This is a genomic window from Corynebacterium pseudodiphtheriticum DSM 44287 (assembly GCF_000688415.1).
GTDB classification, from domain to species: Bacteria; Actinomycetota; Actinomycetes; order Mycobacteriales; family Mycobacteriaceae; genus Corynebacterium; species Corynebacterium pseudodiphtheriticum.
On record NZ_JIAH01000008.1, the window covers coordinates 174,592 to 187,492 of the forward strand.

Annotated in this window: 17 protein-coding genes and 1 tRNA gene; 7 read left to right on the forward strand and 11 right to left on the reverse strand. The window is 57.1% G+C overall.

From position 1 onward, the window contains the following. Nucleotides 1–59: 59 nt before the first annotated feature. Complete coding sequence (locus tag O146_RS0107035; protein WP_027018039.1) at nucleotides 60–644, forward strand: nicotinamidase; 585 nt, start codon at nucleotides 60–62, stop codon at nucleotides 642–644. Between the two features lie 39 nt (nucleotides 645–683). Here the strand turns inward: O146_RS0107035 and O146_RS0107040 are convergent, their stop codons facing one another. Next, complete coding sequence (locus O146_RS0107040) at nucleotides 684–965, reverse strand: DUF3618 domain-containing protein (RefSeq protein ID WP_021354079.1); 282 nt, start codon at nucleotides 963–965, stop codon at nucleotides 684–686. Nucleotides 966–1,201: 236 nt separating this feature from the next. Between O146_RS0107040 and bcp the strand changes: the two genes are divergently transcribed. Further along, nucleotides 1,202–1,672: a thioredoxin-dependent thiol peroxidase gene (bcp, locus tag O146_RS0107045; protein WP_027018040.1), complete on the forward strand. Its 471-nt coding sequence runs from the start codon at nucleotides 1,202–1,204 to the stop codon at nucleotides 1,670–1,672. Between the two features lie 75 nt (nucleotides 1,673–1,747). Continuing rightward, nucleotides 1,748–2,368 (forward strand): TetR/AcrR family transcriptional regulator, encoded by a 621-nt coding sequence (locus tag O146_RS0107050; RefSeq protein WP_021354076.1) that lies wholly within the window; start codon nucleotides 1,748–1,750, stop codon nucleotides 2,366–2,368. A gap of 37 nt (nucleotides 2,369–2,405) precedes the next feature. Here O146_RS0107050 and acpS read toward each other — a convergent pair whose 3' ends face one another. From acpS to O146_RS0107070, 4 genes are read right to left on the reverse strand one after another with little or no spacing between them, the layout of a single operon-like run. Further along, a complete protein-coding gene (gene acpS / locus O146_RS0107055; protein WP_023018320.1) occupies nucleotides 2,406–2,810 on the reverse strand; it encodes a holo-ACP synthase AcpS in 405 nt (134 codons plus the stop codon). A gap of 4 nt (nucleotides 2,811–2,814) precedes the next feature. Further along, complete coding sequence (bioD, locus tag O146_RS11440) at nucleotides 2,815–3,492, reverse strand: ATP-dependent dethiobiotin synthetase BioD (RefSeq protein WP_051619319.1); 678 nt, start codon at nucleotides 3,490–3,492, stop codon at nucleotides 2,815–2,817. Next, the gene (locus O146_RS11445) at nucleotides 3,489–5,030 is read right to left on the reverse strand and encodes an adenosylmethionine--8-amino-7-oxononanoate transaminase (RefSeq protein ID WP_081820604.1); all 1,542 of its coding nucleotides are present in this window, start codon (nucleotides 5,028–5,030) and stop codon (nucleotides 3,489–3,491) included. The genes bioD and O146_RS11445 overlap by 4 nt, the downstream gene beginning before the upstream one ends. A gap of 3 nt (nucleotides 5,031–5,033) precedes the next feature. Further along, the gene (locus O146_RS0107070; RefSeq protein WP_021354072.1) at nucleotides 5,034–5,954 is read right to left on the reverse strand and encodes an SPFH domain-containing protein; all 921 of its coding nucleotides are present in this window, start codon (nucleotides 5,952–5,954) and stop codon (nucleotides 5,034–5,036) included. A gap of 248 nt (nucleotides 5,955–6,202) precedes the next feature. Between O146_RS0107070 and O146_RS0107080 the strand changes: the two genes are divergently transcribed. Together O146_RS0107080 and O146_RS0107085 are read left to right on the forward strand one after the other, a co-directional pair. Then, on the forward strand, nucleotides 6,203–7,024 hold the full coding sequence (locus O146_RS0107080; RefSeq protein ID WP_051619334.1) for an SDR family oxidoreductase: 822 nt from the start codon (nucleotides 6,203–6,205) through the stop codon (nucleotides 7,022–7,024). Between the two features lie 106 nt (nucleotides 7,025–7,130). Further along, nucleotides 7,131–7,742 (forward strand): class I SAM-dependent DNA methyltransferase, encoded by a 612-nt coding sequence (locus O146_RS0107085; RefSeq protein WP_021354069.1) that lies wholly within the window; start codon nucleotides 7,131–7,133, stop codon nucleotides 7,740–7,742. 119 nt (nucleotides 7,743–7,861) lie between these two features. Here O146_RS0107085 and O146_RS0107090 read toward each other — a convergent pair. Then, nucleotides 7,862–7,943: transfer RNA gene (locus O146_RS0107090), tRNA-Leu, on the reverse strand. Nucleotides 7,944–8,015: 72 nt separating this feature from the next. Here O146_RS0107090 and O146_RS11450 point away from each other — a divergent pair. Both O146_RS11450 and O146_RS0107100 read left to right on the forward strand, forming a co-directional pair. Beyond that, nucleotides 8,016–8,453 (forward strand): hypothetical protein, encoded by a 438-nt coding sequence (locus O146_RS11450; RefSeq protein WP_023018325.1) that lies wholly within the window; start codon nucleotides 8,016–8,018, stop codon nucleotides 8,451–8,453. Continuing rightward, on the forward strand, nucleotides 8,453–8,815 hold the full coding sequence (locus O146_RS0107100) for a DUF3817 domain-containing protein (RefSeq protein ID WP_021354068.1): 363 nt from the start codon (nucleotides 8,453–8,455) through the stop codon (nucleotides 8,813–8,815). Before O146_RS11450 ends, O146_RS0107100 begins: the two co-directional genes overlap by 1 nt. Nucleotides 8,816–8,889: 74 nt before the next feature. Here O146_RS0107100 and O146_RS0107105 read toward each other — a convergent pair whose 3' ends face one another. The 5 genes from O146_RS0107105 to O146_RS0107125 form a co-directional block, all read right to left on the reverse strand. Then, nucleotides 8,890–9,531 carry a non-canonical purine NTP pyrophosphatase gene (locus O146_RS0107105; protein WP_023018326.1) on the reverse strand — a complete coding sequence of 214 codons (642 nt, stop codon included), beginning with the start codon at nucleotides 9,529–9,531 and terminating at the stop codon, nucleotides 8,890–8,892. After that, nucleotides 9,531–10,322: a ribonuclease PH gene (rph, locus tag O146_RS11455; protein WP_023018327.1), complete on the reverse strand. Its 792-nt coding sequence runs from the start codon at nucleotides 10,320–10,322 to the stop codon at nucleotides 9,531–9,533. Before rph ends, O146_RS0107105 begins: the two co-directional genes overlap by 1 nt. Nucleotides 10,323–10,351: 29 nt before the next feature. Next, nucleotides 10,352–11,125 carry an MBL fold metallo-hydrolase gene (locus O146_RS0107115; RefSeq protein ID WP_021354065.1) on the reverse strand — a complete coding sequence of 258 codons (774 nt, stop codon included), beginning with the start codon at nucleotides 11,123–11,125 and terminating at the stop codon, nucleotides 10,352–10,354. Between the two features lie 68 nt (nucleotides 11,126–11,193). Beyond that, complete coding sequence (gene murI / locus O146_RS0107120) at nucleotides 11,194–12,027, reverse strand: glutamate racemase (RefSeq protein ID WP_021354064.1); 834 nt, start codon at nucleotides 12,025–12,027, stop codon at nucleotides 11,194–11,196. Between the two features lie 163 nt (nucleotides 12,028–12,190). Then, entirely contained in the window at nucleotides 12,191–12,901 is a 711-nt protein-coding gene (locus O146_RS0107125; protein WP_021354063.1) for a rhomboid family intramembrane serine protease, read from the reverse strand.

The following is a 12,901-nucleotide window of genomic DNA, read 5'->3' on the forward strand; positions in this document are numbered from 1 at the left end:
GCCAGAATACGCCCCACTGCAGGCGGGCAAACACCCGGGGAATACTAGACTGAGAAACTATGAGCAACAACACTAAGCAAAACCGCACTGCCCTAATAGTGGTGGACGTGCAAAATGACTTCTGTCCAGGCGGTTCTTTGGGTACTGCACGGGGCAATGAAGTCGCCGAGCACATTGGCACACTGGCCACCGACGATTATGACTATGTCGTAGCGACCATGGACTGGCACATTGCTCCAGGCTCGCATTTTGCCCCAGAAGGCGAAGAACCGAATTTCACTACTACCTGGCCGGTGCACTGCGTGGCGGATTCCCATGGCGCACAGTTGCACCCGGCAGTAGCGGAGATGAAATTCGACGAGACCTTCCGCAAAGGCGAATACACCGCGGCGTATTCCGGTTTTGAGGCTACGAGCGCTAGTGGCACCGGGTTGGCCGATTGGCTGAACGAACGTGACATCGCGCAGGTCGACGTCGTCGGTATTGCCACGGATTATTGCGTGCGCGCAACGGTACTGGATGCCTGCACACAGACAAAAGCCCGCGTGCGCGTGCTACGTGAGCTGTGTTCACCGGTAGCGGAAGACACAGAACGCAGCGCTATCGAAGAGATGCGCAACGCGGGTGCAGAAATCATCGACTAACGCCGATTTTCACCAACGCGACGGATAAAACCTAAGGTTTTATACGTCGTGTTCCACAATCATGCGCTTGAGCTCTTGAATGTCATTCTTGCGCTGACGCCCCTTGAACACGTTGAATGCGATGCCAGCAGCCACAACGGCACCCACACCAGCCAAGATCTTCTGCACCTGCGGGTCTTGCAGCTTTTCCAGGAGGTTGGACTTGGCATCGTTGACTAAGTTGCCAGGTTTGGTGCGCTGCGCGAGCTCATCAAGCGTTCCCGCCAGCTGCTTACGGGTGCGTTCAATGTCACGCTGAATATCATCAATTTTCCGTGCCACGTGGACTCTCCTAATTATTCACTGCGTTTTATTCACAACGTTTTATTCACTGCGCTGGTTCACTGCCCCAGTTCGCCACACCGGTTCATGACACCGGTTCGCTGAGCCGGTGCGATACGCCGGTTCACAACACCGGTGCGATGCTCACAGTTTCCTGGCAATTGTGTTAGCTAGTCTACGTCAGACTACCCTTGCACGCCTACCCGGCGGCCTGCCAAGCCGGTATGGTGTTAGGTATGAGCAATATTCAACTTGGCGTAGGAGATGCTGCACCCGATTTCGAGCTGCCTAACGACGAGGGCGGCACCACGAAACTATCGGATTACTCGCGCGTACTGGTCTATTTCTACCCCAAGGCCAATACCCCAGGTTGTACAAAACAAGCCTGCGATTTCCGCGACTCCTTGAGCCAACTCAATGATTTGGGCATCGACGTCGTCGGTATTTCACCGGACAAGCCAGAAAAACTCGCGCAGTTTAAAAAAGACCACGACCTGAATTTCCCGTTGCTTTCCGACGTCGACAAGAAAGTCATGGAAGCCTACGGCGCTTTCGGCGAGAAAAACAACTACGGCAAGAAGGTGCAGGGCGTTATCCGTTCCACCTTCCTCATCAACAACGGTGCTGTGGCACTCGCTCAGTACAACGTCAAGGCCACGGGCCACGTTGCGCGCGTAGTGCGTGATTTGCCAGAGCTAGAAAGCTAAACGGCGCCACATCACTGGTTCTGTTAAGCAAACACTAAAAACTCACGTAGTAGACAAGTCAGGGCGTAGAAGCCGATGTCAGAGATTCTGGTGCCACGGCGTCGGCCGTCGCAAGCACGCAGCCGGGAGCGTTTCCATCGCATTTTGCAGGCCGCACGGGCTGTGCTTGTCGACGTCGGTTTCGAGTCCTTCACTTTCGATGAAGTCGCCCGCCGTGCCGAGGTACCCATCGGCACGATCTACCAATTCTTTGCCAATAAATACGCAATGATCTGCGAACTTGATCGCGTCGACACCGCAGAAACCGTTGGTGCTCTGCAATCATTTTCTGCACAAATCCCCGCTCCACAATGGCCCGAGGTGTTGGAAGGTTTCATTGACCACCTCGCACATATGTGGAGTGAAGATCCCTCCCGCCGTGCTGTCTGGCACGCCATCCAGTCCACGCCGGCTACGCGTGCCACAGCCGCGGATACCCAGCAAGAAATGCTGGCGATTATCGCACAAGCCCTGCGCCCGCTGGCACCAGAAATGGGGGAAACGGCCCGCCATGAGATGGCCGGGCTGCTCGTGCACACCGTGGTCTCCCTGATGAATTTTGGTGTACAAAGCGACGATGCCAAAGCTTTTTCCCGCACCGTCGACGAAACCAAACGGATGCTGGTCGCCTACCTATTCAGCGTGGCCACTCTATAGTGCTGATAATAATCGCTGGGCAAACACGAGTTTTACGCTAGTAATAGAGCACGCAGCTCGCGGTGGCGTAATCACCATCGTGGCTGATGCTGATGCTGTGCTGAAATTGCCCGATCGCTGCCGTGATCTCATGCGCCAAATCCGGGGCGAAATCCAGTGCTAACCTGCCCCAGCGGTCCGGGCGCACCGTGATTGCCGACCAATCGATGTCTTCTTCCCGCAACCACGGCGCACTGCCATAACGAGCCTGCGCCCAGGCCTTCAAAAAAGCCTCTTTCGCGGCCCACCGCCCCGCCAAGTGCACATACTGCCCGTGGGCGCTGGCCTGGGCGCTACGCCACTCAAAATCACTGAATACACGACGGAAACGAGAACCAGGGATCTCTAATTGCTCACGTAATCCGGGCACATGAACCAGGTCCGTCCCAATGGAAATCTGCACTGTTTTACATCCCCAACATTGGTAGCCCGGCTACCGTATGAAACGCCGGAACCCCCAGCTTGTCGACGCGCTCGCGAAACTCTTCTGGGGAGCACTCCCCCATTGCTTCCGGCAGGCTAAACCACAATTGCTTGCCCGTTACCCGCGGCAATTCTTGCACATTCAATTCCGTTGCCAAATCTGGCTGCTCCGACATGCTCCCACCAATCAATCCGGCGACTTCCACCCCGGCGGCTTCTGCGGTGCGCACCGTCAACTCAGCCATGTTCAAGCTGCCCAAGCCGGTGCTCGTCACCACCACCAACTTTTCCCCAAGGTCTTTGGCCAGGTCCAGCACACTAAACTCCCGCCCATTGCGGTCAGTGCCTAAGCGCACTAACAAACCTCCAGCGCCTTCCACTAAACAAATTCCGTGTTCCGCGCGGAAATCAGAGATCCACTGGCCCACTGCGTCGCGGTCTGCCTGCGTGAGCCCGGCGCGCTTGGCTGCCAGGTTTGGTGCCAGTGGGTCTGGGTAACGCCGGTACACGTCACCGGCAATGCCCGTGAGTTTGGTGACCACGGCGGCGTCATCGTCGTCACCAGTTTGTAGTGGCTTCAGCACCGGTTGCTGCCAAGCCCATCCGAGCGTGGCGGCTGCGATGGTTTTGCCCACTCCGGTTCCAGTACCGGTAATGATCATGCGGTTTCCTTTGGCGTGGTTGGTGCGGTTGCTGTGGTCCGTGTAGTTGATGTGGTTGCTGGCGTTGTTTCCGTCAGCTGAGTTGTTCGCGCCTCGGTGTCGCGAATGCCGCGGGTGCCATGTGCGTCACCGGTGCCACGGGTGCCGCAGACTTCAACAATGCGTGCGATGGCTTGGCAAATGGCAGTCAGCTCATCATCGTTGCAGATATACGGTGGCATGGTATAAACCAGGCGCCCGAAGGGGCGAAGCCAGACCCCAGCAGACAGCGCAGCGGCAGTTGCTTGCGCCATGTCGACGTCCGCATCCATTTCCACTACGCCGATCGCACCGAGCACCCGAACATCAGCCACGCCGGGCTTGTCGCGTAATGGCTGCAGCCCCGCGACGAGTGCTGATTCGATCCGTGCTACGTCGCTGCGCCACTCGCCTTCCCGAATCATTGCTGTCGCCTCGGTGGCAACTGCACAAGCCAGCGGGTTAGCCATGAACGTCGGGCCATGCATCAGCGCAGCAGGCTGCATGGTCTCCGCGACTTCTTTCGTGGCCAAGGTGGCTGCCAAGGACATAAATCCACCGGTGAGAGCCTTGCCGACGCACAAAATATCCGGGGTGATGCCCGCTGCATGGGTGGTAAACACCTCGCCAGTACGACCAAAACCGGTGGCGATCTCATCGGCGATTAACACGATGCCGTGTTTGCTGCACAACTCGCGAATGCCCACGAGTAGTTCGTGATCGTGAAAACGCATGCCCCCGGCTCCTTGCACCACCGGCTCGATGATCATCGCGGCAACCTCGCCATTCATGGCGTCTTCTACCACCTGCAGGTATTCTTCTCGCTCTTGCGCGCTCGCACCCCGCGTGGGGGGCGCGGGCACAAAGATTTGTTCTTTTACTGTTCCGTTCCACAGGGAATGCATGCCGCCGTCGGGATCGCACACGCTCATCGCTTGGAAAGTGTCGCCGTGGTAACCAGAGCGCCAGGTTAACAGCTTGTTGCGGCTGGTTTCGCCATCTGCGGCTGGGCTCGCTCCACGGGCGTATTGCAGCGCCATTTTGATGGCAACTTCCACGGCAACTGACCCAGAATCCGAATAAAACACCTGCTGGTAACGGTTTTCGGTGAGCGCGAGCAAATTTTCTGTTAGCTGCGCAGCTGGTTGGTGCGTCAGGCCGCCGAACATAACGTGACTCATCGCATCAATCTGATTTTTCGCTGCCGCCACCAAACGCGGGTGAGAATGACCAAAGCAGGCAGCCCACCACGAACTCATGCCGTCGATCACCCACTGCGAATCTGGTTGTGCTGAGCTTTCCGAATCGGCTGAAGCTTCCACCGCTGGGCCGGGTGCTGCGGTGGTGACGGCGTCGGCAAGCTCCAAATAGCAACCATCGGTCGAGCGAACCACCCTCGTTGGCTCGCCAGGTGCAGCATATGGGTGCCAAATATGCTGGGCGTCGATCCGAGAGATCTCCCGGCTAGACCTGAATTTCGGGGAAAATTCTGGGGAAAATTGTGCTGGCGTGTCAGGCACGGGTTAGTCCTTTTTCTTGTTCGCAGGCTTGTTACTAGAGCTGAGCTGAGTTGAGTACAACACATTGCGCATGCCGTCGAAAAGCTCGCCCATGCCGCCTGGGTTATTAGGCATAAACATCACATTCGAGCCCCCATTACCGGCAACATCGACCATTGCGTCCAAATACTGCGAAACCAGCATGAGTACCTCCGGAGATTCCTCAATGCCCGCCTCACGCAGCAGCTCATACTGCGCAGCAATGCCTTCCACAATTTCTTTACGCTGGTCCGCCACACCCCGTCCCTGCAAACGACGGGCCTCCGCAGCTCCTTCAGCTTCCTTGACCACACGGATCTTTTCGGCTTCTGCCTGGGAGACCGCAGCATCACGCTCGCGCTGGGCGGCGTTGATGGCGTTCATGGAATCACGCACCTTGGAATCTGGGCGGATATCCGTGACCAGGGTATTGACAAAGTGCCAACCATATTCCGCCATGTTGTCGCGCAAGGATTCCGCCACATTGCGGGCAATATCGTCTTTGGAGGAAAACGACTCATCCAGCTTCATCCCAGCCACCGAAGAACGTACATTGTCTTGCACATACGCGATGATTTGCTGCTCATGGTTAGACAGCAGGTAGTAGGCCTCGCGCTCGCGACCTTCCACGACTTGGTACTGCACCGCGACGGGGATTTGCACAAAGACGTTGTCCTGGGTTTTCGTCTCGACCATCACATCAAGTTGCTGCACCTGCAACGAGATCCGATCCCGCACCCGGTCGACAAAAGGAATTTTGATATTCAGCCCGGCGTGCGCAACATGGTGAAATTTGCCCATGCGCTCGATGACAGCCGCCTGCCGGGTTTGCACAGTAAATATGGAGGACGTAGCTACCAAAATTAGCAGTACGAGGAGAATCCCCACCATAGAGAGCAAAATCATGTGCGCGTCCTTTCAGTTGCTGTGTTTGCTGTGTTCGGAAGTCTGCTGTGTTCGGAGGTCGCCATCCCAGATTGAGATCAGCAGAAGCACCACGAGCGCTTCTTTCCCATTTAAACGCATTTTCTTTGCGCGCGTAACCCCAAGCACTCCTGAGGGCGGCAACCACAACAAGGCCCCTGTTCTCCTAGGAACCACCAGCAGGTGTTAAATACAACATATACTCGGAAATTGTGGCGTAGCCTATGAACATGAACTCCCAGCAACCGCACCTAGCAACCGGCCAACACCCCATTCACGTGACCCCACGCAGCATTTTTGTCTCCGGCGGCGCAACTGGAATTGGCAAAGCTGTCGCCACGAAATTCCTTGATTCCGGATGGGTGGTCGGTGCCTATGACATTGACGACGACCGCCTGCAGCAGTTCCAATCCGAATATCCACAACTCATCACCGGCCACCTGGATGTCACCGACGCCGAACAATGGGACGAGGCATTGGCGCATTTCACCGCGTATACCAACGGAACGCTAACCGTCCTGGACAACAACGCCGGCGTGATCGGCTTCGGCGATATTACCGAGCAAGACCCTGATCTGATCGCAGCCCAAGTAAGCATCAACTGCACCGGTGTCACCCTGGGAGCGCGCGCAGCACACCAATACCTAAAAAAGACCCCGGGAGCTCATCTCATAAACATGGGCTCAGCATCCTCGATCTACGGACAACCGCACATCGCCCCGTATTCGGCATCTAAATTTTATGTCCAAGGCTTCAGCCAAGCGCTGGAGCTGGAATGGGAAAAAGACGAGATACGTGTACTCAACATCATGCCACTCTGGGCAAAAACAAAGCTGGCCAGCGGTAACGCGGAATCCATTAAACGCTTAGGCGTGCATCTAACACCAGAACAGGTAGCGGACAAAATTTGGCAAGCCGTGCACCCCGCCAACAGGTTAACCCGGCATCGCATCATGTACTCAGTCGGGCTACCGTCGTTAGTCATGCGCTACGCCGCCAGGTTTGCCCCTTCCATTGTCGTGCGATGGATAAACAAGTTGATCGCACAGTAACCATCCCCGCCGCGCAGAGCTCTTGAACCAGCCGCGTTGGCGCCGGGCGCTTGGAATCCCCGCCGCGCCAGGCCACTTGGTCGCGCAGACGAACTAGAATGGAACCATGCCTACCTGGAATGACCTCACCCGCAACAATCCGTCACACTCTGAGAATTACGCTGCCCGGTGGAAACGCTTCGTCGCCGAAGGCAAAGACATTGATGGCGAAGCCCGCTTCGTCGACGCATTGAGCCCACGCAGTGCCAAAATCCTCGACGCAGGCTGCGGTACTGGCCGGGCCGGCGGGCCACTGATCGCACGCGGCCACACCGTTGCCGGAATCGACCTAGACCCGGTGCTGATTGAGCATGCCAAACACGACTTCCCCGACGCCGAATGGCACGTTGGTGATCTAGGCTCTGCCACGTTGTACGAACAGCCAGAGCTGGGGCACATGCGCGGCAGCTTCGACGTCGTCTTTAGCGTCGGTAACGTACTCGGCTTCATTGACCCAGCGGATCGGGAAACCGCCATTGCGAATCTCTATGAGCCATTGCGGCCAGGTGGTCGCGCAGTACTAGCATTTGGTGCTGGCCGTGGTTGGGGCTTCAGCGAATTCCTCGAATCGTGTACTGCGGCTGGTTTCGCCCAAGACCTCCTGCTATCTAGCTTCAACATCGAACCATTCGATACTGACTCTGATTTCCTCATCGCTGTGCTACGTCGACCACGGTAGGCTTCAACCCGGGCATTTTTGACCCATTTTTGACCGAGAACGAGCCCTCACGAACCCAAACCAGAAATCAAAAAACCCTCGCTTACCTGGAAAAAACCTGGTGGCGAGGGTATAAAATGTGCGCCCGGTGAGACTTGAACTCACACGTCCGAAGACACTGGAACCTAAATCCAGCGCGTCTGCCAATTCCGCCACGGGCGCTTGCGAAAATATAGTTTAGCGCACACCGTCGCCAGTGCCAACTTTCGCCCCCAGTTAGGTAATCTTGAGGCCGTGAAGGACTCGCAGAATGACAAACGCGCCACGATCCGCGTGCGGTGGTGGCACCTCGTCCTGCTCGCTATCGTCGTCATCTGCTTCTTCGGGCTGGCCTGGTGGCAATGGACGCGATTCCAATCCGGTTCCGGCACCTTCCAAAACCTCGGTTACGCACTCCAATGGCCCTTGTTCGCAGGTTTCGCGGTATTCGCCTACCGCATGATTTTGCGCTACGAAAACGAGAAACTGGCCGAAGAAAACAACCCCGAAACAAGCAACCAGCCTTATGTCGCAGACAGGCACAAGCTAGAGCAAACCGTTACTGCCATCGACGACGATTTCCTGCCCACCCGACGCAATGACAACGTCGAGGCGTTCAACGAACTGGCAGACCCGGCAGCGCGTCGTCGGCAAGCACGTAAGCAGCACCCAACCCAGAAAAAGGACAGCTAGTGAGTACTCAGAAATCCATCCACCCCGAGCGGCAAAAACGCGTGCGCAGCGCACTAACCATTTTCTCGGCGCTGGCCTTTATCACCGGCTTCTTTTTGCTGTTTTTGGTCGGCCGCATGATCAGCGAATACATCCTGGGCCTCGAGATCCCCGTGTGGGCCCGCTATATCGGCGTCGCCCACGGTTGGGTTTATGCCGGGTTCGTGCTCAGCGTGATCAACCTGGGGCTGAAGGCACGCTGGGAGCCCCTGAAATGGCTCAGCACTGCCTTATCCGGAGTGGTGCCGTTTTTCTCCTTCTGGATGGAGGCCAAACGTCGCAAGGAAATTACCACCGAATTTCAGCTTGCCGACGTCCGGTAACTGTCCGGTAACAGTCAGGAAACTGTGAGTCACCGGCTAGCGCCAGTGCCACTGTTTTTCGCAGCTGTCACTGTTTAACGCAGCAATTCGGCCAATGTCGGCACCAGCTGCGCCAACGCCTTGCCCCGGTGCGAGGCGGCATTTTTCTCTTCCGGGCTTAGCTGCGCGGAACTGCGCGCCTGCTCGATGCCCCCAGCCTGGGCAATTTCTGCCTCCGGGACGAAGAGCGGATCATAGCCGAAACCATTTTCACCACGCGGGCTGCGCAACAACTGGCCTTCCCAGCGGCCTTCTACCACGTGTTCGGCTCCGTCCGGAGTAACTAGCGCGCACACCGACACGAATGCACAGCTGCGGCGCTCATCCGGGACGTCGGCAAGCTGCGCTAAGAGCAGTGCATTATTCGCAGCATCATTGCCATGCTCACCGCACCAACGCGCAGACAACACGCCCGGCATCCCAGCAAGCTCGTCAACCGCCAAACCGGAATCATCCGCGATGGTGACCAAGCCGGTGTTTTTCGCCCCGGCGCGGGCTTTGATCAGGGCGTTATCTGCAAAAGTGCGGCCGTCTTCCACCGGTTCCTCGTAAGCCGGGGCATCTGCGGTGCCGATGACCTCGACGTCGGCCAGATCAGCCAACTCCGGAGCCTCGGCAACAATCTTGCGCAACTCAGCGAGTTTCTTGGGATTATTCGATGCAACCAGGATCTGCACTAAGCATCGCCTCCCCGGTCGCCATCATGAGCACCTGCCTGCGCAGCAGCGCCGCCAGACAGCGGCTTCGCCAAAGCGGCACGCTGCGCCTCAATCAACTCGTAGCAACCTTTTTGCGCCACATCCAGCATCTCGTCCAGCTCATCGCGCCCAAAGACGCCATTTTCGCCAGTGCCCTGGATCTCCACGAAATCACCGTGCGCATCCATCACCACGTTCAGGTCAACTTCCGCGCGAGAATCTTCCTCGTACGGCAGATCCAAGCACACGTGTCCGTCGATGATGCCCACGGAGATCGCAGCGATCGGATCCAGCAACGGCTCGCCCGGCACCACTCCCTGTTCTTGCAGCACAGCGATGGCGTCGGCAAGCGCCACGTAGGCGCCGGTGATCGCGGCGGTACGGGTACCACCATCAGCCTGCAGCACATCGCAGTCCAAGTTGATGGTGTTTTCGCCCAACTCGCCCAGATCCACCGCGGCACGCAGCGCACGGCCCACCAAGCGAGAAATCTCGTGGGTACGGCCTTTAACTTTGCCGCGCATGGACTCGCGCGGCATGCGCTCGTGGGTAGCGGAAGGCAACATGGCGTATTCGGCAGTCAGCCAACCTTCGCCAGAGAATTTTTTGAAACGCGGCACGCCCTCTGAAACTGAGGCTGTACACATCACGCGGGTATTACCGAATTCCACCAACACGGAACCAGCCGGGTTGGAGGTAAAACCACGGGTGATGCGCACCGGGCGGAGTTCATCGAGGGCACGTTGATCAGCTCGCTGAAAATCAGACATGCTTGCCAGCATACCTGCGTGCAGCTGGCTTAGACTGTGTATTCATTACCCGGCAGTGCAACTTGCACCCGACCGGAAAAATGATTCTCGGCTGCCCGCACTGTGGCAGCGCTATCACCCCAGGGCTGTAAATGCGTCAGCACCAAATTGCGCACCCCGGCCTTCGAAGCCAGCACCCCGGCATCAGCGCCAGACATATGCATGCCAGAAATCTTATCGGCTGCGGTCACCCCCCAAGCAGCCTCGCAGAGGAAATACTCTGCGCCACGTGCACATTCCACCAGGTCCTCGGTGTAGGCAGTATCAGCCGAATAGGCAATCACCTTGCCACTGACGTGATCTTCAATCCGCAATGCGAACGTCTCTGTCGGGTGCACAGTACGAAACGGGGTGATCGTAGCTTGCTCAAAAACCTGCGGCACACCATGTTGCAAAGCGGTGAACTCGAAAGTATCTGAGAGATCATCTACCTCGTCCAGAAAATTCCCACTCATCCGGCCCAGGTGCGTGACCGTATGGCTCGGACCCAATAGGCGATGACGTCGGTGCGCATTGCGAGTGGGATGAAAACGTCGCCAAACCATCAACCCTGGAAAATCACTGCAGTGATCCGCATGCATATGGCTGATCACTAAGTGGCACGCCGAGGGTTCCGCAATCTCCTGCAGGGCAGCGAACACGCCAGAACCGAAATCTACTACTACCGAGGGCGCAGATGAATCACTAAACGTCAGCAAATAGCCACTAGCCGGGTTGCCCGGCGAGGGTACCGATCCAGAGGAACCAAGAACTGTGAGTTTCATGATGTCTATCCCAGTTGCATCACAGCTGTCAGTTAATCACCAACAACTTATTTTCTAATCCCCATAGTTTAAGCCTTGCCGACGCCAGTTGCAGATCGAGTGACTTCACCCACACCCAAACCTAAAAAGCGCTGGGAAAGCTCCGCGAATTTTTCTGGATCCCCCGTAGATTCAAAAATACGTTGTTGTTTTTTCCCAGTCGCCAACAGATCCAATTCCGTCAAATGCCGCAGAACATCCTTCGCGGTCTCTTCTGCCGAGGAAACCAAGGTGACGTTTTCGCCAATCGCCAACTGCAAAACTCCGGACAACAACGGGTAGTGCGTGCAGCCCAACACGAGCGTGTCGACGCCCGCCGACTGCAGCGGCTCAACATAGCCTTGCGCCACCCCCAAAATCTGCCGCCCGGAGGTAATGCCGCGTTCCACAAAATCCACGAATGCCGGACACGCCACCGCTTGCGCAGTCACCGCCGGATTCAGCCGGAACATGTCTTGGTAGGCACCAGACTTCACGGTTCCTTCGGTACCAATGACACCGATCTTGCCGTTTCGGGTAGTTGCCATCGCACGCCGCACAGCAGGCTGGATCACCTCCACCACAGGCACGTCGTAGCGTTCACGCGCATCGTGCAGGAAAGCTGCGGTGGCGGTGTTACATGCAATAACCAGCATTTTGCAACCACGTTCCACCAATTCATCAGCCACCCGCTGGGCATGGCTGCGCACCTGAGCAATAGGCAAAGGCCCGTAAGGCCCATGCGCAGTATCGCCTATATATAGCACCGATTCATTCGGCAGCTGATCCATAATGGTGCGCGCAACTGTCAAGCCGCCGACCCCAGAGTCGAAAATCCCGATCGGTGCTTCCCGGTCCAGCTGGCGCGGGGTGCGGTTGCTCATGGGCGCAGACAACGTGTTCTGTACGGGGCTCTTGCCGGTGGTCTCGGTTGTGCTCACGGGTTGTAGTTTAGCGGCTGCACAAAATCAGGTTGCTCAGTCTTGTCGATGCCTGCGCTTTACGACAGCCTGAGCGCGCTCGAGCCCACACGTGCACTGCCGCTGGCTATTTCGTGTTGCGCACCATGAATCCGGCAATGATGCCACCGATGAATCCACACAGGTGCGCCTGCCAGGACACGCCCGGCATCGTCGGGAAGATTCCCCAGATTAATCCCGAGTACACGCTGGCAATGACCAGGCCGATAACCAGTTGGGTGAAACTACGATTGAAAATTCCGCGTACCAACAAATAAGCAAACCAGCCATAGAGCACACCGGAAGCACCGATATGCACCGTACCCACGCCGCCAATCAGCCACGTGCCCATGCCTGCAACCAGGGTGATGATCAACGTCGATTTCAGCCATACATGCTTGCCCGAGGCCGCAATCACAAAAGTGAATAATGCCCCTGGGATGGTATTCGAAATCAAGTGCGCGAAATTGCCGTGAATCAGCGGCGCCGTAAACACCGTCCACCAGGCTGTGGTATCCAGCGGGTGTACACCGTAGGCCAACAGCGATCCGCCGAGCACATACTGGTTGACGATGTGCACCGCCCAAATCACGACGACATAGGTCACGGCATAGGATGTGCCCGCTTGTAAACGCCGACCGACGCCTAGCCGCGCAGGTCCACCACCACCGCGGCGGGCCGGTTGGTTCGACAGGTACGGCATCATCCCGCCAGTGTGGCCAGTATTTCCCGGCCCGGAGTAATTCGGGTTGTACTGCCGGAAGTTATCACGGGGTGGTCGGCGAAAACTTGGTTCCAT

Coding starts and splice junctions, on each gene's coding strand:
- O146_RS0107035 (WP_027018039.1), top strand. CDS start 60: ATGAGCAACAACACTAAGCAAAACCGCACTGCCCTAATAGTGGTGGAC.
- bcp (WP_027018040.1), top strand. CDS start 1,202: ATGAGCAATATTCAACTTGGCGTAGGAGATGCTGCACCCGATTTCGAG.
- O146_RS0107050 (WP_021354076.1), top strand. CDS start 1,748: ATGTCAGAGATTCTGGTGCCACGGCGTCGGCCGTCGCAAGCACGCAGC.
- bioD (WP_051619319.1), bottom strand. CDS start 3,492: ATGATCATTACCGGTACTGGAACCGGAGTGGGCAAAACCATCGCAGCC.
- O146_RS0107070 (WP_021354072.1), bottom strand. CDS start 5,954: ATGATTTTGCTCTCTATGGTGGGGATTCTCCTCGTACTGCTAATTTTG.
- O146_RS0107080 (WP_051619334.1), top strand. CDS start 6,203: ATGAACTCCCAGCAACCGCACCTAGCAACCGGCCAACACCCCATTCAC.
- O146_RS0107085 (WP_021354069.1), top strand. CDS start 7,131: ATGCCTACCTGGAATGACCTCACCCGCAACAATCCGTCACACTCTGAG.
- rph (WP_023018327.1), bottom strand. CDS start 10,322: ATGTCTGATTTTCAGCGAGCTGATCAACGTGCCCTCGATGAACTCCGC.
- O146_RS0107115 (WP_021354065.1), bottom strand. CDS start 11,125: ATGAAACTCACAGTTCTTGGTTCCTCTGGATCGGTACCCTCGCCGGGC.
- murI (WP_021354064.1), bottom strand. CDS start 12,027: ATGAGCAACCGCACCCCGCGCCAGCTGGACCGGGAAGCACCGATCGGG.
- O146_RS0107125 (WP_021354063.1), bottom strand. CDS start 12,901: ATGGAACCAAGTTTTCGCCGACCACCCCGTGATAACTTCCGGCAGTAC.